Origin of the sequence: Pseudoxanthomonas beigongshangi, assembly GCF_016820515.1 — a bacterium.
GTDB classification, from domain to species: Bacteria; Pseudomonadota; Gammaproteobacteria; order Xanthomonadales; family Xanthomonadaceae; genus Pseudoxanthomonas_A; species Pseudoxanthomonas_A beigongshangi.
In genome coordinates this window covers 21,723-47,194 of sequence record NZ_JADHDV010000022.1, presented here as the reverse complement: position 1 = coordinate 47,194, position 25,472 = coordinate 21,723, and the positions used below count along the sequence as shown (strand labels likewise).

Annotated in this window: 21 protein-coding genes; 7 read left to right on the top strand and 14 right to left on the bottom strand. The window is 68.3% G+C overall.

The annotated features are described in order from the left end of the window. Positions 1 to 34 precede the first annotated feature (34 nt). The gene (locus tag IQ458_RS15450; protein WP_343227537.1) at positions 35 to 493 is read left to right on the top strand and encodes a helix-turn-helix domain-containing protein; all 459 of its coding nucleotides are present in this window, start codon (positions 35 to 37) and stop codon (positions 491 to 493) included. Positions 494 to 574: 81 nt separating this feature from the next. Here IQ458_RS15450 and IQ458_RS15445 read toward each other — a convergent pair whose 3' ends face one another. From IQ458_RS15445 to IQ458_RS15410, 8 genes are all read right to left on the bottom strand, one after another. Then, entirely contained in the window at positions 575 to 1,774 is a 1,200-nt protein-coding gene (locus IQ458_RS15445) for a D-alanyl-D-alanine carboxypeptidase family protein (RefSeq protein WP_183639380.1), read from the bottom strand. Between the two features lie 118 nt (positions 1,775 to 1,892). Beyond that, complete coding sequence (locus IQ458_RS15440; RefSeq protein ID WP_203323368.1) at positions 1,893 to 3,227, bottom strand: septal ring lytic transglycosylase RlpA family protein; 1,335 nt, start codon at positions 3,225 to 3,227, stop codon at positions 1,893 to 1,895. Then, entirely contained in the window at positions 3,224 to 4,372 is a 1,149-nt protein-coding gene (gene mltB / locus IQ458_RS15435) for a lytic murein transglycosylase B (RefSeq protein ID WP_183639382.1), read from the bottom strand. The genes IQ458_RS15440 and mltB overlap by 4 nt, the downstream gene beginning before the upstream one ends. A 147-nt stretch (positions 4,373 to 4,519) precedes the next feature. Next, a complete protein-coding gene (rodA, locus tag IQ458_RS15430; RefSeq protein WP_203323367.1) occupies positions 4,520 to 5,638 on the bottom strand; it encodes a rod shape-determining protein RodA in 1,119 nt (372 codons plus the stop codon). After that, positions 5,635 to 7,629 carry a penicillin-binding protein 2 gene (gene mrdA, locus IQ458_RS15425; RefSeq protein ID WP_203323366.1) on the bottom strand — a complete coding sequence of 665 codons (1,995 nt, stop codon included), beginning with the start codon at positions 7,627 to 7,629 and terminating at the stop codon, positions 5,635 to 5,637. Before mrdA ends, rodA begins: the two co-directional genes overlap by 4 nt. A 7-nt stretch (positions 7,630 to 7,636) precedes the next feature. Beyond that, complete coding sequence (gene mreD / locus IQ458_RS15420; protein WP_183639385.1) at positions 7,637 to 8,116, bottom strand: rod shape-determining protein MreD; 480 nt, start codon at positions 8,114 to 8,116, stop codon at positions 7,637 to 7,639. Next, positions 8,113 to 9,231: a rod shape-determining protein MreC gene (gene mreC / locus IQ458_RS15415; RefSeq protein ID WP_183639386.1), complete on the bottom strand. Its 1,119-nt coding sequence runs from the start codon at positions 9,229 to 9,231 to the stop codon at positions 8,113 to 8,115. Before mreC ends, mreD begins: the two co-directional genes overlap by 4 nt. Before the next feature lie 181 nt (positions 9,232 to 9,412). After that, positions 9,413 to 10,459, bottom strand: a complete 1,047-nt coding sequence (locus IQ458_RS15410) for a rod shape-determining protein (RefSeq protein WP_141455404.1) — start codon at positions 10,457 to 10,459, stop codon at positions 9,413 to 9,415. 334 nt (positions 10,460 to 10,793) lie between these two features. Between IQ458_RS15410 and IQ458_RS15405 the strand changes: the two genes are divergently transcribed. Continuing rightward, on the top strand, positions 10,794 to 11,726 hold the full coding sequence (locus IQ458_RS15405) for a carbohydrate kinase family protein (RefSeq protein ID WP_141455403.1): 933 nt from the start codon (positions 10,794 to 10,796) through the stop codon (positions 11,724 to 11,726). A 120-nt stretch (positions 11,727 to 11,846) separates the two neighbouring features. Continuing rightward, complete coding sequence (locus IQ458_RS15400; protein WP_203323365.1) at positions 11,847 to 13,337, top strand: GGDEF domain-containing protein; 1,491 nt, start codon at positions 11,847 to 11,849, stop codon at positions 13,335 to 13,337. A 37-nt stretch (positions 13,338 to 13,374) separates the two neighbouring features. Here IQ458_RS15400 and IQ458_RS15395 read toward each other — a convergent pair whose 3' ends face one another. The 4 genes from IQ458_RS15395 to ubiE all read right to left on the bottom strand — a co-directional run bounded on the left by IQ458_RS15395 (position 13,375) and on the right by ubiE (position 18,041). Further along, positions 13,375 to 14,103 carry a hypothetical protein gene (locus tag IQ458_RS15395; RefSeq protein ID WP_203323364.1) on the bottom strand — a complete coding sequence of 243 codons (729 nt, stop codon included), beginning with the start codon at positions 14,101 to 14,103 and terminating at the stop codon, positions 13,375 to 13,377. Continuing rightward, entirely contained in the window at positions 14,100 to 15,080 is a 981-nt protein-coding gene (locus IQ458_RS15390; RefSeq protein WP_203323363.1) for an alpha/beta fold hydrolase, read from the bottom strand. The genes IQ458_RS15395 and IQ458_RS15390 overlap by 4 nt, the downstream gene beginning before the upstream one ends. 3 nt (positions 15,081 to 15,083) lie before the next feature. Beyond that, positions 15,084 to 17,015, bottom strand: coding sequence for a M1 family metallopeptidase (locus tag IQ458_RS15385; protein ID WP_192198071.1), 1,932 nt, complete (start codon positions 17,013 to 17,015; stop codon positions 15,084 to 15,086). A 264-nt stretch (positions 17,016 to 17,279) separates the two neighbouring features. Beyond that, on the bottom strand, positions 17,280 to 18,041 hold the full coding sequence (ubiE, locus tag IQ458_RS15380) for a bifunctional demethylmenaquinone methyltransferase/2-methoxy-6-polyprenyl-1,4-benzoquinol methylase UbiE (RefSeq protein ID WP_192198072.1): 762 nt from the start codon (positions 18,039 to 18,041) through the stop codon (positions 17,280 to 17,282). Positions 18,042 to 18,143: 102 nt separating this feature from the next. Between ubiE and IQ458_RS15375 the strand changes: the two genes are divergently transcribed. Both IQ458_RS15375 and IQ458_RS15370 read left to right on the top strand, forming a co-directional pair. Next, entirely contained in the window at positions 18,144 to 19,808 is a 1,665-nt protein-coding gene (locus IQ458_RS15375) for an MFS transporter (RefSeq protein ID WP_203323362.1), read from the top strand. Next, positions 19,805 to 20,905, top strand: coding sequence for an HlyD family secretion protein (locus IQ458_RS15370; RefSeq protein WP_183639393.1), 1,101 nt, complete (start codon positions 19,805 to 19,807; stop codon positions 20,903 to 20,905). Before IQ458_RS15375 ends, IQ458_RS15370 begins: the two co-directional genes overlap by 4 nt. Positions 20,906 to 20,917: 12 nt before the next feature. Here IQ458_RS15370 and IQ458_RS15365 read toward each other — a convergent pair whose 3' ends face one another. After that, positions 20,918 to 22,522, bottom strand: coding sequence for a metallopeptidase domain-containing protein (locus IQ458_RS15365; protein ID WP_203323361.1), 1,605 nt, complete (start codon positions 22,520 to 22,522; stop codon positions 20,918 to 20,920). Positions 22,523 to 22,638: 116 nt separating this feature from the next. Between IQ458_RS15365 and IQ458_RS15360 the strand changes: the two genes are divergently transcribed. Together IQ458_RS15360 and IQ458_RS15355 are read left to right on the top strand one after the other, a co-directional pair. Continuing rightward, positions 22,639 to 23,088: a nucleoside deaminase gene (locus IQ458_RS15360; RefSeq protein ID WP_203323360.1), complete on the top strand. Its 450-nt coding sequence runs from the start codon at positions 22,639 to 22,641 to the stop codon at positions 23,086 to 23,088. Between the two features lie 177 nt (positions 23,089 to 23,265). Then, positions 23,266 to 23,955, top strand: coding sequence for an alpha/beta hydrolase (locus IQ458_RS15355; RefSeq protein ID WP_203323359.1), 690 nt, complete (start codon positions 23,266 to 23,268; stop codon positions 23,953 to 23,955). A 107-nt stretch (positions 23,956 to 24,062) separates the two neighbouring features. Here IQ458_RS15355 and hslU read toward each other — a convergent pair whose 3' ends face one another. Continuing rightward, entirely contained in the window at positions 24,063 to 25,427 is a 1,365-nt protein-coding gene (gene hslU, locus IQ458_RS15350) for an ATP-dependent protease ATPase subunit HslU (RefSeq protein WP_203323358.1), read from the bottom strand. Positions 25,428 to 25,472: the final 45 nt, after the last annotated feature.

Genomic DNA, 25,472 nt, shown 5'->3' with positions numbered 1-25,472 from the left:
CTGTGCGACTTCAAGTCGACTTGAAGTCAAGCCCATGCAGGAACTGGATATCGGCCAGGTGGCCGAACGCACCGGGGTACCCGCTTCGACCTTACGGTACTACGAGGAAAAAGGCCTGATCCGCGCCATCGGTCGGCACGGGCTGCGGCGCGTGTTCGACGCCCGCGTCCTGGACCGGCTCGCGCTGATCGCGCTGGGCCGGGCCGCCGGTTTTTCGCTGGACGAGATCGCGGCGATGTTCGCGCCCGACGGGCAGCCGCGCATCGATCGGCAGATGCTGCTGGACAAGAGCGCCGAGTTGGACCGCACCATCCGCCAGCTCGGCGCCATGCGCGATGGCCTGCGCCACGCCGCCGCCTGTCGCGCGCCCAGCCACATGGAATGCCCGACGTTCCGGCGGCTCCTGAAGGCGGCGTCGGCGGGTGCGCTCGCCACGCCCGGCCGGAACGCCAGGAAGCATCGGTCGCGTGCGCGCGTTGCGGGCCCTCGATGACCCTTGATCGGGATCGAGGATGCGAAAACGACGAAGCCGGCTTGCGCCGGCTTCGCGATCATTGCGTGTTGGATGTGGAACTCAGTCCGACTCCCACCACATCCAGAAGGCGTCCCACAGGCGCTTGAAGAAGCCGGCTTCCTCGACGGCGTTGACCGCCACCAGCGGGGCCTGGGCGACGACCTTGCCGTCCAGGGTGACCTTCACGTCGCCGATGGCCTGGCCCTTCGTGATCGGCGCGACCAGGGTCTTGGGCACGTTCATGCTCGGCTTCAGATCGGCGTAGCGGCCACGCGGCACGCTGACCAGCATCGGCTGGGCCACGCCCAGCTGCACTTCCTTGGCCTGGCCCTTCCACACGCGCTGGCTGGCGATGACCTTGCCCGGCTCGTACAGGCGGTGGGTTTCGTAGAAGCGGAAGCCCCAGTTGAGCAGCGCCAGGCTGTCGTCGGCGCGCTGCTTCTCGGAGGTCGAACCCATCACCACCGCGATCAGGCGCTGGTCACCACGCTTGGCCGAACTCATCAGGCAGTAGCCGGCGCCGGAGTGGTGCCCGGTCTTGATGCCGTCCACGCTGCCGTCGCGCCACAACAGCAGGTTGCGGTTGGGCTGGGTGATGGTGCCGACGGTGAATTCCTTGATCTTGTTGAACGCGTAGGTTTCCGGATAGTCGCGGATCAGCGCGCGGCCCAGCAGGGCCAGATCGTAGGCGGTGGAATAGTGCTCCGGCGCGGACAGGCCGTGGGCGTTGGCGAAGCGCGAGCCCTTCATGCCGATCTTGGCGGCATAGTTGTTCATCAGCGACGCGAAGGCTTCCTGGCTGCCGGCGGCGTGTTCGGCCAGCGCGATGGCGGCATCGTTGCCCGACTGCACGGCCATGCCCTTTTCCATGTCCAGCAGCGGCGCGGTCTTATTGACCGCGAAACCGCTGTAGCTGCCATCGGTGCCGGCGCCGCCCTCGCGCCAGGCGCGCTCGCTCATCATCACCTGGTCTTCCGGACGGATCTTGCCGTTCTTCTGCTCGGCCGCCAGCACGTAGGAGGTCATCACCTTGGTGATGCTGGCCGGCTCGACGCGCTGGTCGTAGTTCTCGCCCGCCAGCACCTGGCCGGTGATGTAGTCCATCAGCACCCATGCGGTGCCGACCGGCTTGGGCGGCGGCGGGATGGCGACGGATTCGGCGGGCGGGGCGACCGGCGCCGGCTGCGGTGCCGGGGTCTGCGCGATCGCCGCGCCGAAGGCGGCGGTGGCCAGGGCGGCCAGGGCGAAACGGAACTTCATCTGCTGCGAACTCCTGACTGGGCGCGGGGCCCGTTCGACGAAAACGACATTTTAGGCAGGCATTGGCGGCTGGGAATCCACCAAGGCCGAAAAACAGGCGAAAAAACCGCAGCGCGGTTCAGTCGCGGACCAGTTGCGGGCGTCCGAAGCCCAGTTTGGCGATGCGGCCGGCCAGTTCATCGGCGCCGGCCGGGTCGGTCGCGCCGACCCGCAGTCGCCACAGCACCCGTCCGTTGCTCTGCACATCGCTCAGGCTGGCCCCGGCGATGCCCGCCGCGACCAGCCGGGCCAGCGCCCGGTCGGCATTCTCGCGGCTGGCGAAGCTGCCCACCTGCAATTGCAGCGGCGCGCCCAGCGCGCGCGGGATCACGCCAGGCGCAATCGACGACGCGCCTGCCGATGTCACCGGCGTCGATGTCGATGCCGCCGCGCGGGAGGCCGCGGGCGACGCGATCGTCGTGGAGACGGCGGTGGCCTGCGTCCCGGTGGGTGCCGGTGCAGCCGGTTTGCCGGTGGCCACGCGCACGCCGTTGGCCTGCATCCACGCATCGAAGCGGTCGGCGCTGGCCGGATTCTTCGTGTCCGGAATGACCTGGTAGCGCCGGCTGCCGCGTCTATCCACCGTGGCGACGACCGCCGCGTTGGCCGCGGTAGCCGTTGCGGCAGCGGCCTGAGCCGCCGGATTCGACGCCGGCAGCTTCTCGACCAGCGCATCCATGCCGCTGCTGGCCGGGACGGCGGGCGTGGATGCGGAGCGCGCGGCGGCATAGCCACGCTCGTCCTTGCCCGGTGTCAGCGCGCGCACTTCCACCCGGCCGGTACCGCGCTGGGTGATGCCCAGCTTGTAGGCGGCGGCGTAGCTCAGATCGATCACGCGCCCGTCATGGAAGGGCCCGCGATCGTTCACCCGCACCACCACCGACTGGCCGTTGTCCAGATTGGTGACCCGCGCGAAGCTGGGCAGCGGCAGGGTCTTGTGGGCGGCGGTGAAGGCATACATGTCGTACACCTCCTGGTTGGAGGTACGGCGACCATGGAACTTGTTGCCGTAATACGAAGCGGTGCCCTGCTCGACGTAGCCATCGACCTTGTCCAGCACCTGGTACTTCTTTCCCAGCACGGTGTACGGCGAGCGGTTGCCGATCGGCGAGCGCGCCTCGGCGGTCACCATCGGCTCGGCGATGCAGTCCAGATCCGGCAGGTGGTCGGGGGTGGTGTCGGAGACGCCGGGCTTGTACAGGCCACCGGCGGTGTAGTTGCCGCGCGTGGACGGATCTTCCTGCGCCGGCGCATAGAACGAGCAGTCCTTGCCACTGGCGGGGCCGCGATCCTGGTGCGCGGTCGATGAACCCGGCTTGCCCTTGCCGGACAGTGGCGGGGGAACCGGTTTCTTCGGCGCCGTGCTGCAGGCCGCCAGGCTGAGGGTGAGCAGCGCGGGCAGAAGCCATTTCATGCGGGCGGAATCTCCCTGCCGGCGATGGCCTGGGACAGCTGGTACACGGCCATCGCGTACATCTTGGAGTTGTTGTAGCGGGTAATCGCGTAGTAGTTCTGGAAGCCCAGCCAATACTGCTTGCCGGCGCTGCCTTCCAGCGACACCAGGGTGGCGGTGGCGTCGGCGGCGACCGGCTCCAGCGGACGGTAACCGCGCTGGGCCAGATCGGCCAGGGTGTAGTCGGGGGTCCAGGTGTCCGGGTTGAACTCGGGATAGCCGGCCTGCAGTTCGGCGCGCGCCACCACCGGACCGCCCGGCACCCAGCCGCCGCGCTCGCCGCCCTTCTTGCGGAAGTAATTGGCGACCGAGGCGAACACGTCATCGACGCTGTTGAACAGATCCCGGCGGCCGTCGCCGTTGCCGTCCACCGCGAACTCGCGGTAACTGGACGGCATGAACTGGCCCATGCCCATCGCGCCGGCGTAGCTGCCGATCAGGGTGGTGATGTCCAGCTTCTCCTCGCGGCCCAGCGCGAACAGCTGCGCCAGCTCGTCGCGGAAGAACAGCTCGCGGCGCTGCTCGTAGGCGGCGCGCGCGGGATTGCCGCTGCGCGGATAGCGGAACGCCAGCGTGTACAGCGCGTCCAGCACGCGGTGCTTGCCGGTGTAGCCGCCGTAGCTGGTCTCGACGCCGATGATGGCGACGACGATCTCGGCCGGTACACCGTAGGCCTTTTCCTCGCGCGCCAGCGCGTCGCGATGCTTCGCGAGAAATGCCTGCCCGCCGCTGATGCGCGAGGCAGTGATGAAGTTGGGCCGGTACTCGCTCCATGGCTTGACCCGCTCGGCGGGCCGCGACATCAGCGCGATCACGTCGTCGCGGAACACCGCCTGCGACAGCACCGAATCGATGTACTGCGGGTCGATGCCGTAGCGCGCCGCGGTATCGCGCACGAAATTGGCGCGCGCGGTGGCGAAATCCTCCACGAGGATCGGCACGTCGGCCACGCGCTCCACCGAGGTTTCGGCCGGATTGGCCGAAGTTTTCGGAGCGGGTGACTGGGCTCCGCTCGCCGCGGGCGCGGCGGTCGGCGGGTTCTTCGGCGGAGTCGCGCAGGCAACCAGGCCGAAGGTGATCAGGCAGACAAGGGCGCGTCGAATCATCGGCGCGAGGGTAGCACGCTCAACGTGAGGAATAGTGAATGTTTTAGGGGCCGGGATTGGGGATTCGGGATACGGGATTCGTGAACAGCGAAAGCTCTGCTTCTGCTTTTGCAAATCCCCAATCCCGAATCCCCAATCCCGGCCCGATCAATACCCATGCACTGGCCGGTGCGCGCGTACCGCCATCACCAGGCCCAGGCCGGCCAGCAGCGAGACCGCCGAGGTGCCGCCGTAGCTCAGCAGCGGCATCGGCACGCCGACCACCGGCAGCAGGCCGGAGATCATGCCGCCGTTGACGATCACGTAGACGAAGAAGGCCAGGCCCAGCGAGCCGGCCAGCAGGCGCGAATAGGTGTCGCGCGCCTCGATGGCGATCCACAGGCAGCGCCCGATCACGAACAGGTACAGCGCCAGCACCACCGCCACGCCGATCCAGCCGAACTCCTCGGACAGCACCGCGAAGATGAAGTCGGTGGTGTGTTCGGGCAGGTAGTTCAGGTGCGACTGCGAGCCCTGCCCCCAGCCCTTGCCCGACAGCCCGCCACCGCCGATGGCGATCTTGGACTGGATGATGTTCCAGCCCGTGCCGAGCGGATCGTTCTCCGGATTGAGGAAGGTCAGGATGCGATCCTTCTGGTAGGGGCGCAGGAACCAGAACCACGCCACCGGCGCGGCGGCGGCCACGCTGCCCACGCCCACGCCCACCCACCACCACGGCAGGCCGGCCAGCAGCAGCGCGAACACGCCGCTGGCCGCGACCAGCATGCCGGTGCCGAAATCCGGTTGCAGCAGGATCAGGCCGGTGGGAATGGCGATCAGGATGCCGGCGATGATCACCGTCCTGATGCGCGGCGGCAGCGGCTCGCGATGCAGGTACCAGGCCATCATCATCGGCAGGGTGATCTTCAGCAGCTCGGACGGCTGCAGGTAGAACACCTTCAGGTCGATCCAGTGGCGGCCATGCTTGCCGGTGCCGATGAACAGCACCAGCAGCAGCGGCAGCAGCGAGGCGATGAACACGCCGGGCGTCCAGCCGCGCAGGCGCACCGGCGATACCCGCGACAAAGCCCACATCGCCACCAGCCCGACCGCGAAGCGCGCGCCCTGCGCCAGCAACAGGCGCGACCCCAGATCCTCGCCGCCGGCGCTGTACAGCACCGCCAGTCCGATCGCCATCAGCGCGCCGAGCGCGCCCAGCAGCGGCCAGTCCAGAGTGCGCAACAGGTAGCGCAGCAGATCGATGGCCCAGCGCAGCATTTCGATCATGGCGCGCGTCCCGGCGGCGTGGGACCGGCCGGCGATGGCGCGGCGGGCGTGGCCGCGGGCGCATTCGTCGTGGCGGGTGGTGGGGTGCCCGGTGCGGCCGTCACCGGCAGTGCTTCGGGATCGCTGCTCGCCGCTTCCGGATCATCGACCCCCTCCGGCATCTTGCCCAGCATGAAGGCATCCAGGATCTTGCGCGCGATCGGCGCGGCGGTGGTGCCGCCGTAGCCGCCGCCTTCCACCGCCACCGCGATCGCGATGGCCGGCGCATCGGCCGGAGCGAAGCCCACGAACAGCGAGCGATGGCGCAGGTGCATGGGCAGGCTCTTGGGATTGACCGCGGCGGTGCCGCGCCGGCTGATCACCTGCGCGGTGCCGGTCTTGCCCGCCATCAGGTAGGGCGCGCCACGCGCCATCGAGGCGCCGGTGCCGCCCGGCTGCATGGTCGCCATCATGCCTTCGCGTACGACCTGCACATTGGCCGGGCTCGGGCTGATCGGCAGCGGCGTGGCCACCGGCAGCGGCGTCCACGCGGCGTCGAAGCCGGTGCGCTGATCGCGCACCAGGTGCGGCTGGCGCAGGTTGCCGTCGGCGATCGCGGAGATCGCCCGCACCAGTTGCAGCGGGGTGACCTTCCAGTCGCCCTGGCCGATGGCGATGTTGACGGTGTCGCCGGGATACCAGCGCTCCTTGCGACTCTTGGCCTTGTAGGCGGGCGACGGCAGGATGCCGCTGATCTCGCCGGTCAGGTCGATGCCGGTCGGATGGCCGAAGCCATAGCGGGTCATGTAATCGTCGAAGCGTTCGATGCCCAGATCCAGCGCCAGCCGGTAGTAATAGGTGTTCACCGACTGCGCGATCGACTTGCGCAGATCGGTCCAGCCGTGGCCGCCGCGATGCGCGTCACCCCAGCCACGGCTGGTGCCGGGCAGGTAGAACATGCCGGTGGACAACACCTTGTCCTCGGGCCGGCGCAGGCCGCTGTCCAGGCCGGCCAGCGCGATCAGCGGCTTCAGCGTCGAACCGGGCGCCACGCCGCCCAGCACCAGGCGGTTGAACTGCGGGCGCGAGGGATTCTCGTTGAGCGCCTTGAAATCCTTGCTGGAGATGCCGTTGACGAACAGGTTGGGGTCGTAGCTGGGCAGGCTGACCATCGCCAGGATCTCGCCGGTGCGCGGATCCATCGCGATCGCCGAACCTTCGTGTTCGCCGAACGCGGCGACCAGCGCCTGTTGAAGTTTCAGGTCCACGCTCAGGCGCAGGTCCGTGCCCGCCACCGCCGGCACCCGGCCGACCACCCGCAGCGCGCGGCCTTCGACGTTGGTCTCGACCTTCTCGTAGCCGACCTTGCCGCGCAGCGCCTCGTCGTAATAGCGCTCCAGGCCGGTCTTGCCGATGTGGGTGAGCGCGGCGTTGCCCTCGCCGAGGACTTCCAGATCCTTCTCGTCGATGCGGCCGACGTAGCCGATGATGTGCGCGAACAGGTCGCCGTAGGGATAGCGCCGGGTCAGGTACGGCACCAGCTCCACGCCGGGGAAGCGCCAGCGATCCACCGCGAAGCGGGCCATTTCCTCTTCGCTGACGCGCAGCTTGAGGGTGATCGGGCGGAACCCGCGCGTGCTCTTGCGGGTGGCCTCGAAGCGTTCGATGTCTTCCGGCGCCAGCGCGATGACCCGACCCAGTTCGGCGATCAGGCGGGCCGGATCGCCGACCTTGTCCGGGGTGACGTCCAGGCGGAACGCCGGCACGTTCTCCGCCAGCAGCACGCCATTGCGGTCGTAGATGGCGCCACGTCCCGGCACCACCGGGCGCGGCTTGATCCGGTTGGCTTCCGAACGCGTGGCGTACTCGTCGTGATCCAGCACCTGCAGCTTGAAGTACCAGCCGCCCAGGCCGATCAGCGCCAGCGCGACCACCGCGAAGCCCAGCATCGCGCGACGCCGGAACTGCTCGGCCTCGGCGTGCGGATTCTTGGCGGCGCGGCGGCTGATCATGGCCGGATCAGTTGCGCCGGCCCTGGCGCAGCATGTCCAGCAGCACGTAGATCAACGGCCACAGCAGCATGCCCAGCAGCGGCGCCCACCAGTAATTCCAGGGCAACCGGGGTTCACCGAGCAGCCAGTGGATGGCCGCGTCGACGATACGGTCGTTGATGAGCAGGCCGCCGATGGCGAGCGCCTGCTGGGATACCGGGAAGAACCGCAGCTGCAGGCGGAACCGCTGCAGGATGAAGGCCATGATCACCAGCCGCAGCGCCTGTTCGCCCAGCAGGCTGCCGAACATCACGTCGGCGATCACGCCCACGCCCATCGCCAGTCCCAGGCCGGCGCGCTCGGGTGTTTCGATCACCCAGTAGGCCAGCACCAGCGCCAGCCAGTAGGGACGCAGCGGCTGCAGCATCTCCGGCAAGGGCAGCAGGCCCAGCAACAGGGCGACGATGAAACTGAGCGGCAGGATCCAGCCGCTGCGGATACGGCTCATCGTGCAGGCTCCGTGGCCGGAGTGGCCTGACTGGCCGACGGCGGCGGCGTCTGCGGGGAGGGCGCGGCGCTGGTGCGCGGCGGATTGGCCGATGTACCGGCGGGTGAAGGGGTGGTCGTTGCCGTGCCGACGGAGCCGGGTGTCGCGGCACCGGCCGCGTTGGCGGCGCCGCCCGTTGCCGGCGTCACGCCGTTCACGGCCGGCGTGACCGGCACGCTGTCCGGATCGACCGGTGCGTTGGCCGGACGCGTGGCCGGCAACGGCAGGCGCAGCGGCGGCGCCGAGCGCAGCAGCAGGACGTCGCGGCCGCGATCCAGTTGCGCGGCCGGGCGCACGTCGCCAACCAGGAAGGCATGGCTGTCATCCGGCCTCAGGGCGGCGATGGTCCCGACCGGGAAGCCGGCGGGGAACCGCCCGCCCAGGCCGGACGTGACCACCACGTCACCCACCTTGACCCCGCTGTTGAGCGGGATATCGGCCAGTTCCAGCAGATCGCGGCGGCCGCGCCCGTAGGCGATCAGGCGCACGCCGCTGCTGGCGACCACCACCGGCACCGCGTGATCGGGATCGGTCAGCAGCAGGACGATCGCATGCGCCGGGGTCACCTGCGTGATCTGTCCCATCAGGCCGCCGGCGTCGATGACCGGCTGGCCGATGCGCACGCCGTCGCCGCTGCCGGCATCCAGCACCAGGCGCTGGCGGGTGGGATCCAGATCGATGTCGAGGATCGGCGCCAGCTGCACGTCCAGGCCACGACTCTCGGCCACGCCCAGCAACGCGCGCAGCTGCATGTTGTCGGCCGCCGCCGTGCTGAGCCGGGTCAGGCGGGCATTGGCCACCAGCAGCTCATTGCGCAGCTGGCGGTTTTCCTCCATCAGCCGGGTGCGGGTCACCGCATCGTCCTTGACCCGCGTGCCGACCCGCCCGGGCAGGCCCGCCAGCCACCACAGCGGCTGGGTCACCACGCTGACCTGCGCACGCGCCTGCGACAGCCAGCCGCCGCGGTGATCCAGCACGATCAGGGCGATCGCCAGCGCCAGATAGCCCAGCAGGCGCAGGGTGCTGGCGACTTCTCCGGGGCGGGAGGCGACGGGAGGACCGGCGTAGGCAGGCATCAGGGCCGGGAATCGGATGGGGGGAATCGGGAAAGCCGGAATGCGCGCGGGCGGCATTCCGGGTCGGGAGTCGTTGCGGGTGTTTCAGATCCCCGTCGCGAAAACGGCGGGTGGACGCGCGAACCGGAACCACGGAAAGAACAGACACCCATTCCCCGCCCCCGGTTCCGCATCCCCAGCCTCATTCCGGCGCGAAGAACTCGTTGCCGTGCATGTCGACCAGCTCCAGGGCGCGGCCGCCGCCGCGCGCCACGCAGGTCAGCGGATCGTCGGCCACCTGCACGTGCAGGCCGGTTTCCTCGGAGATCAGGCGATCCAGGTCGCGCAGCAGGGCACCGCCACCGGTCAGCACGATGCCGCGTTCGGCGACGTCGGCGCACAGCTCCGGCGGGGTCTGTTCCAGCGCCAGCTTGACCGCGCTGACGATGCCCGACAGCGGCTCGTGCAGGGCTTCCAGCACTTCGTTGGAGTTGATCTTGATCATCTTCGGCACGCCCTCGGCGAGGTTGCGGCCGGAGATTTCCATTTCCTGCAGCTCCGGTTGCGGGTAGGCGCAGCCGATTTCCAGCTTGATCCGCTCGGCGGTGGCTTCGCCGATCAGCATGCCGTGGTTGCGGCGGACGTAGTTGGTGATGAATTCGTCGAAGCGATCGCCGCCGATGCGGACCGACTGCGAGTAGACGATGCCGTTCAGCGAAATCACCGCCACCTCGGTGGTGCCGCCGCCGATGTCGATGACCATCGAGCCGCGGGCCTCGGTGACCGGCATGCCGGCGCCGATGGCGGCAGCCATGGGTTCCTCGATCAGGTAGACGTCGCGGGCACCGGCCTCCTCGGCCGATTCCTTGATGGCGCGGCGCTCGACCTGGGTGGAGCCGGCCGGCACGCATACCAGCACGCGCGGGCTGGGGCGCAGCACGCGCGACTTGTGCACCTTCTTGATGAAGTACTTGAGCATCGCCTCGGTGTAGGTGAAGTCGGCGATCACGCCGTCCTTCATCGGCCGGATGGTGGTGATGTGGCCGGGGGTGCGGCCCAGCATCTGCTTGGCCTCGGCGCCCACCGCGGCGACCGAACGGGAGCCGCCGATCGCCCGGTCCTGGCGCACCGCCACCACCGACGGTTCGTTCAGCACGATGCCCTGTCCGCGTACGTAGATGAGGGTGTTGGCCGTGCCCAGGTCGATGGACAGGTCGTTGGAGAACATGCCGCGGAGCTTTTTGAACATCGGGGAGTGGGTCCTGCTGGTGGCGGATCGCGCAGCGGGGCTGGCGATTTTTTGGGCACGAAACGAAGTCGGCTAGCCTAGCAACCCGCCTGTGCGCGGGCAAGGAAAAATCTCGTGAAAATGCGGGGAAAAACGCGCATGGCGACGGTTCGACCGATGCGGATGGATACCGCCGGCGGCCTCCACGTACGGTTCGCCGGGGGCGGATCAAGACTGGCCCCGCGCGCCCTCAGCCGGTAACCTTCGCACCGGCCCGCCCGAACCGGGGTGGCCGTCCCGTTTTTTTCGACCGGCCAGGCATGGCCGGCCGCCGTCCACCCGCCGAGCCTTGCCGATGTCCGCACTGATTTGTGGTTCCCTCGCCTACGACACCATCATGGTGTTCCCGGACCAGTTCAAGAACCACATCCTGCCGGACAAGGTGCACATCCTGAATGTGTCCTTCCTAGTCCCGCGCATGCGCCGCGAGTTCGGCGGCTGCGCCGGCAACATCGCCTACAACCTCAAGCTGCTGGGCGGCGACCCGATCCCGATGGCCACGGTGGGCCAGGACTTCGGCCCGTACCGGGAGTGGTTCCAGGAGCAGGCCATCAACCTGAGCCAGGTCAAGGTGATCGAGGAACTGTTCACCCCGCAGGCCTTCATCACCACCGACCACGACAACAACCAGATCACCGCGTTCCATCCGGGCGCGATGATGCGCAGCTACGAGAACCACGTGAAGGACGTGCCCGGGGTGACCTTCGGCATCGTCAGCCCGGACGGGCGCGAGGGCATGCTGCAGAACGCCGCCGAGTTCGCCGGGGCCGGCATTCCCTTCATCTTCGATCCCGGCCAGGCGATGCCGCTGTTCAACGGCGAGGAACTGCGCCAGTTCATCGAACTGGCCGACTACGTGACCGTCAACGACTACGAATCCAACCTGCTGCAGGAACGCACCGGCTGGAGCGAAACCGACATCGTCAAGCGGGTCAAGGCCTACATCACCACCCGTGGCCCGCACGGCTCGCAGATCCACACCCCCGACAAGACCTACGACATCCCGCCGGCCCACGAGCGCCGGGTCACCGACCCGACCGGCTGCGGCGACGCCTTCCGCGCCGGCCTGATCTTCGGCATCGAGAAGGGCTACGACTGGCTGACCATCGGCCGCATGGGCAACCTGATGGGCGCGCTCAAGGTCGAGCACCCCGGCACCCAGAACCAGCGCTTCGACTTCGACGAGTTCAACGAGCAGTTCAAGCAGCAATTCGGCTACTCGCTCTGATTCCGGCGCGGCGGGGATGCATCCCGGGCCTGGTCCACGGCGGCGGGATGAAATCCGTCACCATTCCGGCGTAAGGTGATGGCGAAGGGCGGGTAACACGACCGTCCGCGCAAGGCGGCAATGACAGGTACGCACGCAGGACATCCCCGCAAGGGGAACTCCCAGGACACCACTCCGGCGGTTCCGCCGTCCCGTTTTTCCCTCGTTTTCCGCCAGTTCGCGGCCGCCGCCGGCATCGGCCTGCTGGTGCTGGTCGCTTCCTGGCTCGGCATCCTCAGCCGTCCCGAGCACCAGCTGGCCTCGTTCTGGCCCACCAACGCCTTGCTGCTGGGCGTGTTCGCGCGCCGGCCCGCGCTGGCGACCCCGCTGGGCTGGCTCGCCGCGGCGGCCGGTTACCTGGGCGCGGACCTGCTCACCGGCGGCAGCCTGTCCGCCACGCTGCGCCTGACCGGCGCCAACCTGGCCGGCGTGGCGGTCGGCTGCCTGCTGTTCCACCGGTTCCGGCGCGAGGATCTGGGCCTGCAGCGCGCGCAGTCGATGTTGCGGGTGCTGATGGTCTGCGCCGGGGCGGCCTTCGCCGCCGCGCTTTCGGGCTGCCTGATCGCCCGCTCGCTGATCGGCGCCGACCTGGTCCAGGCCATCGGCATCTGGTTCTCGGCCGAACTGGTCAGTTACGTGGCGCTGGTGCCGGTGATCCTGCTGCTGCCCTCCCCGCGACAGCTGCGCCACGCCTGGCGCGAACCGCTGGCGCGCTTCCTGAACATGCCCGGCCACCGCCTGCCCGCGTTGTCCCTGCTGCTGACGGTGCTGCTGGGCGTGGCGATTGGCGGTCCCGGCGCGATTGCCTTCCCGGTGCCGGCGCTGCTGTGGTGCGCACTGAGCTACCGGCTGTTCACCACCGCGACCGCCACCGCCCTGCTGTGCATCTGGACCCTGGTGGGCATCGCCAACGGCTGGATCGACCTGCACGTGCAGGACGACATGGCCGCGATCGTCTCGATGCGCATCGGCATGGCGCTGGTCGCGGTGGCGCCGCTGACCGTGGCCGGCGCCCATGCCGCGCGCAACCGGCTGCTCAACGCGCTCAACCATGCCGCCAACCACGACGCGCTGACCCAGACGCTCAGCCGCAGCGCCTTCGAGCGCCGCGGCGAGGCCGCGCTGGAACGCGCCCGCACGCAGGGTGGCGGTCTCGCCGTGCTGATGGTGGATCTGGATCACTTCAAGGCGATCAACGATCGCCACGGCCATGCCGCCGGCGACACCGTGCTGGTCGCCTTCGCCGAACGCGCGCGCGGACTGCTGCGCGAAAGCGACCTGCTGGGCCGTTTCGGCGGCGAGGAATTCGCCATCCTGGCACCGGGCGTCGGCGAGCGCGACGCGCTGCGGCTGGCCGATCAACTGCTGCGCGTGTCCGCGCAACCGTTCGCGCTCGAAGACGGCCGCCGCCTGGACATCACCATCAGCATCGGCCTGGCGATGCAGCCGCCGCTGGCCGACGGCGCCTCGCTGGAAACCCTGCTCAAGCGCGCCGATCGCGCGCTGTACCAGGCCAAGTTCAATGGCCGCAACCGGATGGAACAGGCGCCATTGCCGGCGTCGGAGTCCTAGGCTCCCGGGTTCGAGACGGACCGCGGCACGCGCGGGATCACTCCCAACCCGGCATCTGGCTGCCGTCCAGGCCGCTGGTCTCGAACACCGCCTTGCGGGTGCCCCCCGCTTTCACCGGGAATTCGATTTCCAGCACCTTGGTCTTGCCCACCAGCTTCCACAGCGCCTTCTGGTCGGTGATGAACATGGCGATCGCCTCGTCGGTGTCCGGGCGCCAGGCATCCATCGCCCGGGCCGGCGCGCCATCGGCGGTCACCTTGACCTTGCAGCCGCCCGGGCAGCGGAAGTCGCTGGCCTGCAGGACCAGATAGCTACTGCGCTTCCACTTGGGATGATCGCGGAAGATCAGCTGCACCGGCTTGGCGCCACTGCCGTCCACGTCGACCGGATCCTTGCTGTGGATGGCGGCGGTGCGCTGGGTGCCGCCATCGGTGGCGATCTGGGCGTAGTCCCACAATGCCTGCAGGCGGCGCTCCTCGCGCGCGCCCTCGGCCTTGGCCTTCACCTCTTCCAGCAGCGGCTTGATGCGCGTCGCCGCCTGGGTGTCCGGATACTGATCCAGCAGGGCCACGCCATGGATGCGCGCCATTTCCCAGTCGCGCGAGGCCTGTGCCGCATCGAACTTGCCGGCCAGCTGGGTGGCCGCCTCCTCGTTGGCGGCGGCCTGGGCCTGCGCGGCGGCGCGCTGCTCGGCCTCGCGGTCACCGCAGGCTGACAGGGCCAGGACGCTGGCCAGCATGGCCGGGACGATCAGGGTGCGTTTCATCGGGGGACTCCGTTGCGTATCAGGTAATCGACCGCGGCGGCGACGTCGTCGGGACGTTCCATGATCGACATGTGGCCGCAGTCGGACAGCCGCACTTTAACCGCTTGCGGGATGCGTTCGGCGTAAAGCTCCAGCGCGCTCGGATCGATCACCCGATCCTGCGCGCACCACAACAGCAGCGTGGGCTGGCGGACGTGCGCGGCGGCCTGTCCGGGCAGGAAGGCTTCCGGCCCGCGGCCGATGCGATCCAGCACCGCCTGCTCGAACGGCGCCTGCGCTCGGCGCCAGTCGATCAGGCCGCGCGAGGCCGGCCAGGGAATCGACGGTTTGGCTTCCTCGCGGTGGAACACCGTATCGAGGTAGCGCTTGAGCGAAGCCTCGTCATGCACCGCGAACGGATTGTGTCCGGCCAGCACCTGCTCGCCGAACACGTTGTCGCGGAAGCGCACCCCGGCCGCATCGATCAGCGCGACCCGGTCCACCAGATCCGGACGATCCGCCGCGGTCAGGGCGACGATGCCGCCGCCCATCGAATGCCCGAGCAACACCAGCGGACTGCCGGGCCGGCGCGCGACCCGGGCGATGAACTCGGCCAGCCGCCGGTTCTGCGCGTCGAAACCGTAGTCCTCGCCCGCCTTGCGTTCGCTCGCGCCCCAACCGGGCAGATCCGGAATCACCACCCGGTACTGCCCCACCAGGCGCTCGGCCAGCGGATACCAGTTTTCCTTGCTGCCGGTGAAGCCGTGGATCATCACCAGCGTCGGCGCGGCCGGGTCCTTCGCTCCGCGTTCGGCATAGGCCCAGCGATGCGCGGCCACCTCGGCGTGATGCAGGCTCAATCCCGCCATCCAGCGCTGCCGCGCCAGCTCGCCGCGCACCAGCACCATCGGATCGCGCCATACCCAGATCAGCAGCGCGCAAACGAAAACGGCCGCCGTGACGGCGACCGTTTTCCAGGAGATGCGTGGGCGACGCATCGCTTACTTGCTTTCGCCCGCCTTGGCCTTGGCCAGCAGGGCCTCGACCGACGCGGTGGTGATCGGGTGGTAGCCCGGCTTGGCGCGGGCGAAGCTCTCCTCCGCGAAGGCCAGGCCGTCCGGGGTTTTCACCAGTTCCTCGTAGATCGGCATGATCAGCTTGCGGCGACCGACGCGCTCGATGAACTTGCCCAGCTCCGGGCGCGCATCCAGGTAGCCGCTGCGCACGGTCAGCGGATACCAGCGCATGGCGATCTCGCCATTCTGGGTGCCGGTGAAGTGGTAGGCCTTGTCCAGCTGCGCCAGCTGTTCGACGGTCAGCTTCTCGCCCATGCCGTTGATGAAGCTCACCCACTGCTGGGTCACCCAGCCCGAGGTCACCTGCGGGTTCGGCAACTGGCCGCTGCCCAGCCAGGCGATGCGCGCGGTGTCGGTATTGGAGAAACCGCGCGACTGCGCCTTGGCGGCGAACTTGGGAATGCCGGGCTCGTTGAGCCAGGCGTTCAGTTCGGCCTCGGTCACCGCGTTCGGGTTCTTCGGCAGCAGGTTCTTTTTCAGGTACTCGACGAACTGGTCGGTGGTCGCGCTCTGGAAGGCGTGGTCGTCGAACCAGCCACGCAGGAACGGATCGAAGGTGGCGCGGCCGAAACGCTCTTCCAGGAACTTCAGGAACCAGGCGCCCTTGACGTAGGCGACCTGGCTCAGCGAATCATCCGGATCGCGATCGGTCAGCGGCGGCAGCGCCAGCGCCTGATCGGCCGGCGACATGTTCTTCACCTCGTCCAGCAGTTCGGTCTGGTCGATCTGGCGTTCCATCTCGGCCAGTTCCTTGCCGTACAGCGCCTCGGTGATGCGGTCCTGCACGTAGGTGGTGAAGCCTTCATTGAGCCAGATGTCCTTCCAGCTGGCGTTGGTCACCAGGTTGCCGGACCAGCTGTGCGCCAGCTCATGCGCGATCAGCGAGACCAGCGACTTGTCGCCGACGATCACGGTCGGGGTGGCGAAGGTCAGGCGCGGGTTCTCCATGCCGCCGAACGGGAACGACGGCGGCAGCACCAGCATGTCGTAGCGTTCCCAGCGGTACGGGCCGTACAGCGATTCGGCCACGCCGATCATCTTCTCGGTGTCCTCGAACTCCTTGGTCGCCTTCTCGACCATCGACGGTTCGGCCCACACGCCGCTGCGGTTCGAGATCGGCTTGAACACCAGATCACCGGCCGCGATGGCCAGCAGGTAGGACGGAATCGGCTGCGGCATCTTGAAGCTGTAATCGCCATCGCGCGACGCGGCCGGATCGTTGTCCGCGCTCATCAACACCATCACGTCCGGACGCGAGGTCACGTGCGCGCTGTAGGTGAAGCGCACGCTCGGGGTGTCCTGCAGCGGCACCCAGCTGCGCGCGTGGATGGCCTGCGACTGGCTGAACATGAAAGGCAACTGCTTGCCTTCGGTCATCGACGGCGCCAGCCACTGCAGGCCCGACGCCTGCGGCGAGGTCTTGTAGGCGATGCGCACGTGCGCGTTCTGCGCCGGCGCCTCGATGGTCAACTTGCTGCCGAAGATCTTGTCGGCCTGCGCCAGGTTGAACTGCAGCGGCGCCCAGGCGCCGGCGGCGTCCTGGCCTTCGACCTTCTCGATGCTCAGGTCGCGGGTGTCCAGGACCAGCTGCTTGGCCGCCTTGTCCTTCCATTCCAGGGTGTAGCTGGCGGTACCGCCGAGTTGCTTCTGGTCGAAATCGACCGCCAGATCCAGCGCCAGATCCTTGATGACGACCTTGGTCGGCTCGGCGTAGGAGCTTTCGTCGTGGCTGCGTTCGGTCTTCACGGCGGTCGGCGCGGGCTTGGCGGCGGGAGCTTCGGGAGCGGGGGCGGATTCTTGGGAGCAGCCGGCCGCCAGCACGGCGGCGCAGGACAGGGTCAACAGTACGGCGCGCATCAGGGATTCCTGCGACAGGGAAGCGGCAAGTTTACCCGCCCGCGCGGCGGATGCCTTGATGCGGCGCAGCTTGGGGATGGCTCCAGAAGCAAATCCCCCTCGGTCCCCCTTTTCAAAAGGGGGAGGAAAAGCCAGTCGCTGCAAGCACGTGACGACGTGATAGCCCCCTTTTAAAAAGGGGGCGGGCACCCGCGCCAGCGGGTGACGGGGGATTTGCTCTTGGCGCAGAACCTTGCTCCCCTTCCATGAAGGGGGAGGAACCGCTTAAACGCGATAACCCGTATGCACCGCGACGATGCCGGCGCTGAGGTTCTTGTAGCTGGCGCGGGCGAAGCCGGCTTCGTCCATCATCGCCTTCAGCTGTTCCTGCGGCGGATGCTTGCGGATGCTCTCGGCCAGGTACTGGTAACTGCCGGCGTCGCGGGCGAACAGCTGGCCCAGCTTCGGCAGCACCTTGAACGAGTGGAAGTCGTAGACCGGCTTGAACCACTCGGCGGTCACTTCCGAGAATTCCAGCACCCGCGCCTGGCCGCCAACCTTCAGTACCCGATGCATCTCGCGCAGCGCGGCATCCTTGTCGGTGACATTGCGCAGGCCGAAGGCGATCGTGACCAGATCGAAACTGCGGTCGGGGAACGGCAGCGCCTCGGCGTTGCATTGCACGTAGTCCATGCCCGACACCAGCCCGCGATCGGTCATGCGATCGCGGCCGACCGACAGCATGCCGGCGTTGATGTCGCCAAGCACGATCTCGCCGGTCTCGCCCACACGATCCTTCAGCAGCGCGGCGATGTCGCCGGTGCCGCCGGCCAGATCCAGCACGCGATCGCCGCGCTTGACCTGGCAGGTGCCGACGAAATAGCGCTTCCAGATCCGATGGATGCCCAGGCTCATCAGGTCGTTCATCAGGTCGTACTTGCCGGCGACCGAGGTGAACACCTCGCCGACCAGTTTCTGCTTGTCCCGGGCGTCGACGTCGCGGAAACCGAAATGGGTGGTGCCTGATTGGTAGGGGGATTCGCTCATGGGACGGATTATCGCACCGTCCGGGGGGATCTTGCCGGCGCGGCCGTGGGACAATACCGTGGTGACAACGCCATTCGTCTTCCAGAGGATGCCGACTCGCCCGTGAGCAGCCGCTATACCCCCCGCGAATGGCTGCCGCACGAGCGCCCCACGTTCCCCGGGTCGCCCTCCACCCCGCTGCACCCGGTCCGCCGGCGCATCCAGTTCGCCATCGTCGGCGTGGTGGTCGCGCTCACCGGCGGCCTGAGCAACGCCCTGGTCACCGCCAACCTGCTGAACCTGCAAGGCACCCTGGGCGCCTATGCCTGGGAGATGGCGTGGCTGCCGGCGGCCTACGTGATGACCAACGTCTCGGCCAATCTGCTGCTGGTCAAGTTCCGCCAGCAGTACGGCCTGCGGCTGTTCACCGAGATCTTCCTGGTGCTGTACGCGCTGATCGCGTTCGCCCACCTGTTCGTCAACGATCTCGGTTCGGCCATCGCGGTGCGCGCCGCGCACGGGCTGGTCGGCGCGGCGCTGAGCACGCTGGGCCTGTACTACATGATCCAGGCGTTTCCGGCGCGGATGCGGCTCAAGGCGGTGGTGATCGGGCTGGGCATGAGCCAGCTGGCGCTGCCGCTGGCGCGCATCTTCTCCACCGAGCTGCTGCAGTATGGCGAATGGCGCGGCCTGTATCTGTTCGAATTGGGCCTGGCGATCGTGGCGCTGGCCTGCGTGCTGGTGCTCAAGCTGCCGCCCAGCGATCGCACGAAGGTGTTCGAGAAGCTGGATTTCCTGACCTTCTCCCTGTTCGCCGGCGGCGCCGCCAGCCTGGCCGCGGTGCTGTCGCTGGGTCGCTATCTGTGGTGGACCGAGAATCCGTGGCTGGGGGTGACCCTGGCGATGGCGATCGTGCTGCTGATCAGTTCGGTGGCGATCGAGCATTACCGGAAGAATCCGCTCATCAACACCCGCTGGCTGGCCAGCGGCACGATGATGCGGCTGGCGCTGTCCATCGTGCTGATCCGCATCGTACTGTCCGAGCAGAGCATCGGCGCCGTGGGGTTCATGCAGAACCTGGGCCTGAACAACGACGAATTGCACACGATGTACGCGTGGGTGCTGGTCGGCTGCGTGGCCGGCGTCGCCGTCAGCGCGCTGACCATCCGCCCGCAGCACACCGGCCAGCACCTGATGTTCGCGGTGCTGCTGATCGCCACCGGCGCGTTCATGGACGCGCATTCCAGCAACCTGACCCGCCCCGAACAGATGTATTTCAGCCAGTTCCTGCTGGCGTTCGGCAGCACCTTCTTCATCGGCCCGGCGATGATCAGCGGCATCGGCGCGATCCTGTCCCAGCCCGGCAACCTGATCAGCTTCGTGGTGCTGTTCGGCATGACCCAGAACATGGGCGGCCTGCTCGGCTCCGCGCTGCTGGGCACGTTCCAGGTGGTGCGCGAGAAATTCCATGCCAGCCAGCTCGCCGAGCACATCACCCTGCTGGATCCGCAGGTGGCCGCCCGCGTGCAGGGAACGGCGGCCGGGTATGCGCACACGCTCGGCGATCCGGTCCTGCGCAACGCGCAGGGCATGCGCGCGATGGGCACGACCGTGACCCGCGAGGCCAACGTGCTGGCCTACAACGATGTCTTCCTGGTGGTGGCCTGGCTGGCCATCTTCACCCTGCTCTGGATCTACGCGGATCTGTGGTGGCGACGACTGAATCCGCCGCCCCCCACGCCCGCACCGCCTTCGCCTTCCCCTTCTCCACGGCCGACGCAAGCATGAACACAGCCGCCAATCCTCCTCCCGATGCCGAACCGGCCGCCCGCCAGGCCGCACGCCGCCGGCGCCGCCTGCTGGGCCTGACCGGATTCGCACTGCTGGCCCTGCTGGGCGTGGGCGTGGTGCTCTACGCCTGGCAACTGCCGCCCTTCACCAGCGCGCTCCAGACCACCGAGAACGCGATGGTGCGTGGACAGACGACCCTGATCAGCCCGCAGGTCAGCGGCTACGTCACCGACGTGCCGGTGCAGGATTTCCAGCATGTGCGCAAGGGCGCGCTGCTGGTGGCGATCGATGATCGGATCTACCGGCAACAGCTGGACCAGGCACGCGCGCAGTTGCAGTCCGCCGAGGCCAATCTCGCCAACTGGACCCAGCAGCACCGCAGCGCCGAGGCCAACGTCGCCCAGAGCCGCGCGGTGATCGCCAGCAACGCGGCGCAGGAACGACGCACCCGTTCGGCGCTGCGGCGCGCGGATCAGCTCGCCCACGAGCATCTGCTTTCCGAGCAGGACCGCGATACGGCCTTCGCCGCCAACGCCCAGGCCGAAGCCAACCTCAGCCAGTCCCGCGCCGGGCTGGAGGTCGCACGCCAGGGCGTGCGCAGCGTCGACGTCAACCTCGCGGTGCTGGAAGCGGCGGTCGCCAGCGCGCGCGCGGCGGTGCAACTGGCGCAGATCAATTTCGACAACACCCGCATCCACGCCCCGCGCGACGGCCAGCTCGGCCAGGTGACGGTGCGCCAGGGCGCTTACGTCACCAACGGCACCCAGCTGATGGCGCTGGTGCCGGACACGATGTGGGTGATCGCCAATTTCAAGGAAACCCAGATGGCGAAGGTGCGGCTGGGCCAGCCGGCCAGCTTCACCGTCGATGCGCTCGGCGGGGAACGCCTGCGCGGGCGCGTGCTGGAGATCTCGCCCGCCACCGGTTCCGAGTTCAGCGTGCTGCCGCCGGACAACGCCACCGGCAATTACGTGAAGATCGCCCAGCGCATTCCGGTGAAGATCGCGATCGATTCCGGCCAGGCCGCCGCGGCACGACTGCGTCCGGGCATGTCGGTGGTGGTCAGCGTGGACACCGCCGCCGCGGACCGCTGAGCGGCGCGTACATCAGCGGATCCGGCGAGGATCGCGGAAGGGCATGCGACGAAGCAGCGGCGGACGCGCGCCGATCCGACCCGGGCCGGCGACCGCAGGCGCGGGCGCACTGGCCGGCGGCGTGCCCACCCGCGCGGGCAACGGCCCGCCGGTGACCTGCCCGCCCGCGGTCAGCGTGACCAGGAATCCCCGCGCGGTGGCGCCGTCCACGCGCAGCCGGTAGCCACCATTCGGCGCGGACCACGTCTCGCCCACCTTGAACATCGTTCCCTCGTTGTTGGCCACGTTCGCCGGCGGCATGTCGGCGTCTTCGCTGTAGGCGGTGCCGCCGCGCACGCGATGCACGATCACCGCGCTGCCGGCCAGCGCCGCCTCGTAATTGCCCGACCGGCTGCGCGCCTCCAGCGTGTACGAAACCGTGAGCGCGGGATCGGCCTGCTCCGGCGTATCCAGCACCACCAACTGGCGACCGGTGCCATCGGCCAGGGCCGCATACTCCAGCTCGAACTGCCAGCTGCCCGTGAGCGTGGCGGGAACCACCCATTTGCGCGCGCCCGCCACCCAGCCCAGGCGGTCCCGCTGGATCATGTTGATGTGCTTGGGCCGCGTGCCGTAGACCGGATCGGCGACCGCGTTGCGCCAACCATCGCTCATCACGTCCCACGGATTGTCGTAGGTATCGTCGTCGCCATCCGAGTTGTCCGAATGCGGCAGCCCGTAGCCATGCCCCATCTCGTGCGCCAGCGGCGCGAGATTGGCGAACGACCACGGTGGATTCCAGGTGGTGCGCGGGCATCGGCGCGCGCCGTCCATCACCGCGCACGCGCCACCACCCCAGGCATAGCCATCCAGATCGCCGTTGAACATCATGTTGATGCCCTGCACGCCGGTAAAATCCACCTGCGCGTCCGCGGCGGCGACGCAATCCTGGAACAGGCGATCCAGATCCGCCTCGTCCTTCCCCTCGACCGTGGTCACATAGCTGGATCGCGGATTGGGCAGGCTGAACCAGCCATAGGCCGAACTGCCCGCCAGGTTGATCTGGCCATAGGAGACTTCGCTCCAGTAGTGGCCGAGCTGCCCGATCGCATTGCCATACTGGCTGGTGAAGAACGCCCGGTCCTTCTGCTCGGTGGCGATGTCGGAGAACTTGCACATCAGGGTCACCCAGCGGGTGTTGCCCATCACCGCGGCCGCGGCGGCAACCTGCTTGCCGCCCAGTACGGGCGCCGCCTGGGCCAGCCGATCCGCGGGCACGATCGCATCCACGAAGCGTTCCCGGGCGGAGACACCCCGCGCCTGCGCCGGCAACGAAACCGCGACCCGGCGATTGGCCAGCGCATACAGGTCCACCGCCGCGCGTTTGGCTTGGGCAGGATCGAGCGGGATACGGCGGCCATCATCAACCAGCAACACCGCACGCAGCCGCGCGGGGGGCGCTTTCTGCTGGCGCGGCACGGGCGCGGGATCGCCCCAGTGCAGCGCCAGGCGTCCCTGGACGATGGTGGAGCCTGCGGCCTGCGCTTGCGCATGGGCCGCGCCCAGCGCAATGCCCAGCGCGACGATGCAGGCGGACCACGCGGTCTGCCAGCGCGACCGTCGACTACGGTGTTTCATGGCTTCTCCCCTTGTCGCCGGTGACCCGGCCGCAGCCGGGGCGGAGCGGGACCCCACGCCCGTTCCGGCCTCCGAGCATGGCAGTATCACGCCCTGCCCGCCACCCGGAATCGTCCATGTTCATCGACTATCGCGCATTGCTTGAGACCGCCATCACCGAAGCCCGCCAAGGCCTGGCCGAAGGCGGCATCCCGATCGGCGCGGCGCTGTACCACGACGACGGTCGCCTGCTCGGCTGCGGCCACAACCGCCGCATCCAGGAGAACGATCCCTCCGTGCACGGCGAGACCGATGCCTTCCGCAAGGCCGGACGCCAGCGCCGCTACCGGGACACCATCATGGTCACCACCCTGGCACCGTGCTGGTACTGCAGCGGGCTGGTGCGCCAGTTCAACATCGGCACGGTGGTGGTGGGCGAATCGGTGAACTTCCGCGGCGGCATCGACTGGCTGCGCGAGAGCGGCGTCAACGTCATCGACCTGCGCAGCGAGGAATGCATCGCCCTGCTCGGCGACTACATCCGCGCCAACCCCGAGGTGTGGAACGAGGACATCGGCGAGGATTGAGGGCCGCCCGCGGCCCGGCCGTCCCCGGGCGGCCACCCGGCATTGCCGCGGCGTCATCGGGGCGACACCGGATGCAGACCCGGAATGAACGATCGGCCTGCCATAGTCCAGTTCGTCTCGGCCATGGCCGGGCCACGGTGTCATCGGGCAACACCACTCAATCAAGGGAGTCGGCTCATGAGCACACCCACCCTCGTCCTGGTCCATGGTTTCTGGGGCGGCGCGGCGCACTGGCGGAACGTCATCCTGGAACTCTCGCGCAAGGGGCACGGTCGCATCCGCGCGGTCGAACTCCCGCTCACCTCGCTGGCCGACGACGCCGAACGCACCCGCAAGATGGTCGCCCAGCAGCCCGGCCCCGTGCTGCTGGTCGGGCATTCCTACGGCGGCGCGGTGATCACCGAGGCTGGCGACCAGCCCAACGTCGCCGGCTTGGTCTACATCGCCGCTTTCGCCCCGGATGCGGGCGAAAGCCCGGGCGGCATCAGCCAGGCGCATCCACCCGCCGCGATCGCCAACCTCGCACCCGACAGCGACGGCTATCTGTGGATCCGGTACGACAAATTCCACGAGAGCTTCTGCCAGGATCTGGATGCCGACGACGCACTGGTCATGGCGATAGCGCAGAAAGCACCGTTGGCGAGTACCTTCGGCGACACCGTCACCGCACCGGCCTGGAAGAAAAAACCCAGTTGGTATCAGCTCTCGACTCAGGACCGCATGATCCATCCCGACAACCAGAAGCACATGGCCGAACGAATGAATCCGCGCGCGCTGCTGGCGCTGGATGCCAGCCACGCCTCGCTGGCCTCGCAGGCCGCGGCGGTGGCCGGATTGATCGACGAGGCGGCGCGGACGGCCGGCTGACGGGTTCGTCTCCAGGTTCCGGGTTCCACGAACGAAAACGGGCGGCGCATCCGCACCGCCCGTTCCGAAAATCGCCAGGCCGCCGCGAACGACGGCGATTCACGTAGTTACAGGATGTACCGGCTCAGATCCGGATCCTGCACCAGTTCGCCCAGGTGCGAGTCGACGTAGTCGCGGTTGATGGACACGGCCTGGCCGTCGCGGTCGGGGGCTTCGTAGCTCAGGGTATCGAGCAGGCGTTCCAGCACGGTGTGCAGGCGGCGCGCGCCGATGTTTTCCTGGCGCTCGTTGACCTGCGCGGCGATCTCGGCAAGGCGATCGACGGCGTCGTCGCTGAAGTCCAGCGCCACGCCCTCGGTCTTCATCAGCTCGACGTACTGCTTGGTCAGCGCCGCCTTGGGCTCGGTCAGGATGCGGATGAAATCCTGCTTGGACAGCGCCGACAGCTCCACCCGGATCGGGAAACGCCCCTGCAGCTCCGGAATCAGATCGCTGGGCTTGGCCAGGTGGAACGCGCCGGAGGCGATGAACAGGATGTGGTCGGTCTTGACCGTGCCGTACTTGGTGCTGACGTTGGAGCCTTCCACCAGCGGCAGCAGATCGCGCTGCACGCCCTCGCGGCTGACGTCGCCACCGCCGATGTTGTCACCGCGCTTGGCGACCTTGTCGATCTCGTCGATGAAGACGATGCCGTTCTGCTCGCAGGCTTCGATGGCCGCGGTGCGGATATCGTCCTCGTTGACCAGCTTGGCGGCCTCGTCCTCGATCAGCTGCGGACGCGCGGCCTTGATGGTCACGGTGCGCTTGTGGGTCTTGGCGCCGCCCAGGTTGGAGAACATCTGGCGCAGCTGCTGGCCCATCTCTTCCATGCCCGGCGGGGTCATGATGTCCACGCCGACATTGGCGGCCAGCTCCAGCTCGATCTCGCGGTCGTCCAGCTCGCCGTTGCGCAGCATCTTGCGGAACTTGATGCGGGTGTCGTTGTCCTGCGCCGACGGCTCGTTGCGCGCGGCTTCCGGATCGAAGCCGACGCCGACGCTGCGGCGCGGCAGCAGCGCGTCCAGGATGCGATCCTCGGCGCGCTCCTCGGCCTGGGTGCGCACGCGCACCTTGGCCTGCTCGCGATACATCTTGACCGCGGTGTCGGCCAGATCGCGCACGATCTGCTCGACATCCTTGCCGACATAGCCGACCTCGGTGAAACGGGTCGCTTCGACCTTGACGAACGGCGCGTTCGCCAGCGTCGCCAGCCGGCGCGCGATTTCGGTTTTGCCGACGCCGGTGGGGCCGATCAGCAGGATGTTCTTGGGCATCACTTCATTGCGCAGCGCCTCGGGCAACTGCATGCGGCGCCAGCGGTTGCGCAGCGCGATGGCGACCGCGCGCTTGGCCGAATGCTGGCCGACGATATGCCGGTCCAGCTCCTGCACGATCTCGCGCGGGGTCATGGTGGAAGATTCGAGATTGGCCATTGGGGATTCGTGATTCGTGGGAAACAGGGAATGAAAGAGGACGGG

Coding starts and splice junctions, on each gene's coding strand:
- IQ458_RS15450 (WP_343227537.1), top strand. CDS start 35: ATGCAGGAACTGGATATCGGCCAGGTGGCCGAACGCACCGGGGTACCC.
- IQ458_RS15445 (WP_183639380.1), bottom strand. CDS start 1,774: ATGAAGTTCCGTTTCGCCCTGGCCGCCCTGGCCACCGCCGCCTTCGGC.
- IQ458_RS15440 (WP_203323368.1), bottom strand. CDS start 3,227: ATGAAATGGCTTCTGCCCGCGCTGCTCACCCTCAGCCTGGCGGCCTGC.
- mltB (WP_183639382.1), bottom strand. CDS start 4,372: ATGATTCGACGCGCCCTTGTCTGCCTGATCACCTTCGGCCTGGTTGCC.
- rodA (WP_203323367.1), bottom strand. CDS start 5,638: ATGATCGAAATGCTGCGCTGGGCCATCGATCTGCTGCGCTACCTGTTG.
- mrdA (WP_203323366.1), bottom strand. CDS start 7,629: ATGATCAGCCGCCGCGCCGCCAAGAATCCGCACGCCGAGGCCGAGCAG.
- mreD (WP_183639385.1), bottom strand. CDS start 8,116: ATGAGCCGTATCCGCAGCGGCTGGATCCTGCCGCTCAGTTTCATCGTC.
- mreC (WP_183639386.1), bottom strand. CDS start 9,231: ATGCCTGCCTACGCCGGTCCTCCCGTCGCCTCCCGCCCCGGAGAAGTC.
- IQ458_RS15410 (WP_141455404.1), bottom strand. CDS start 10,459: ATGTTCAAAAAGCTCCGCGGCATGTTCTCCAACGACCTGTCCATCGAC.
- IQ458_RS15405 (WP_141455403.1), top strand. CDS start 10,794: ATGTCCGCACTGATTTGTGGTTCCCTCGCCTACGACACCATCATGGTG.
- IQ458_RS15400 (WP_203323365.1), top strand. CDS start 11,847: ATGACAGGTACGCACGCAGGACATCCCCGCAAGGGGAACTCCCAGGAC.
- IQ458_RS15395 (WP_203323364.1), bottom strand. CDS start 14,103: ATGAAACGCACCCTGATCGTCCCGGCCATGCTGGCCAGCGTCCTGGCC.
- IQ458_RS15390 (WP_203323363.1), bottom strand. CDS start 15,080: ATGCGTCGCCCACGCATCTCCTGGAAAACGGTCGCCGTCACGGCGGCC.
- IQ458_RS15385 (WP_192198071.1), bottom strand. CDS start 17,015: ATGCGCGCCGTACTGTTGACCCTGTCCTGCGCCGCCGTGCTGGCGGCC.
- ubiE (WP_192198072.1), bottom strand. CDS start 18,041: ATGAGCGAATCCCCCTACCAATCAGGCACCACCCATTTCGGTTTCCGC.
- IQ458_RS15370 (WP_183639393.1), top strand. CDS start 19,805: ATGAACACAGCCGCCAATCCTCCTCCCGATGCCGAACCGGCCGCCCGC.
- IQ458_RS15365 (WP_203323361.1), bottom strand. CDS start 22,522: ATGAAACACCGTAGTCGACGGTCGCGCTGGCAGACCGCGTGGTCCGCC.
- IQ458_RS15360 (WP_203323360.1), top strand. CDS start 22,639: ATGTTCATCGACTATCGCGCATTGCTTGAGACCGCCATCACCGAAGCC.
- IQ458_RS15355 (WP_203323359.1), top strand. CDS start 23,266: ATGAGCACACCCACCCTCGTCCTGGTCCATGGTTTCTGGGGCGGCGCG.
- hslU (WP_203323358.1), bottom strand. CDS start 25,427: ATGGCCAATCTCGAATCTTCCACCATGACCCCGCGCGAGATCGTGCAG.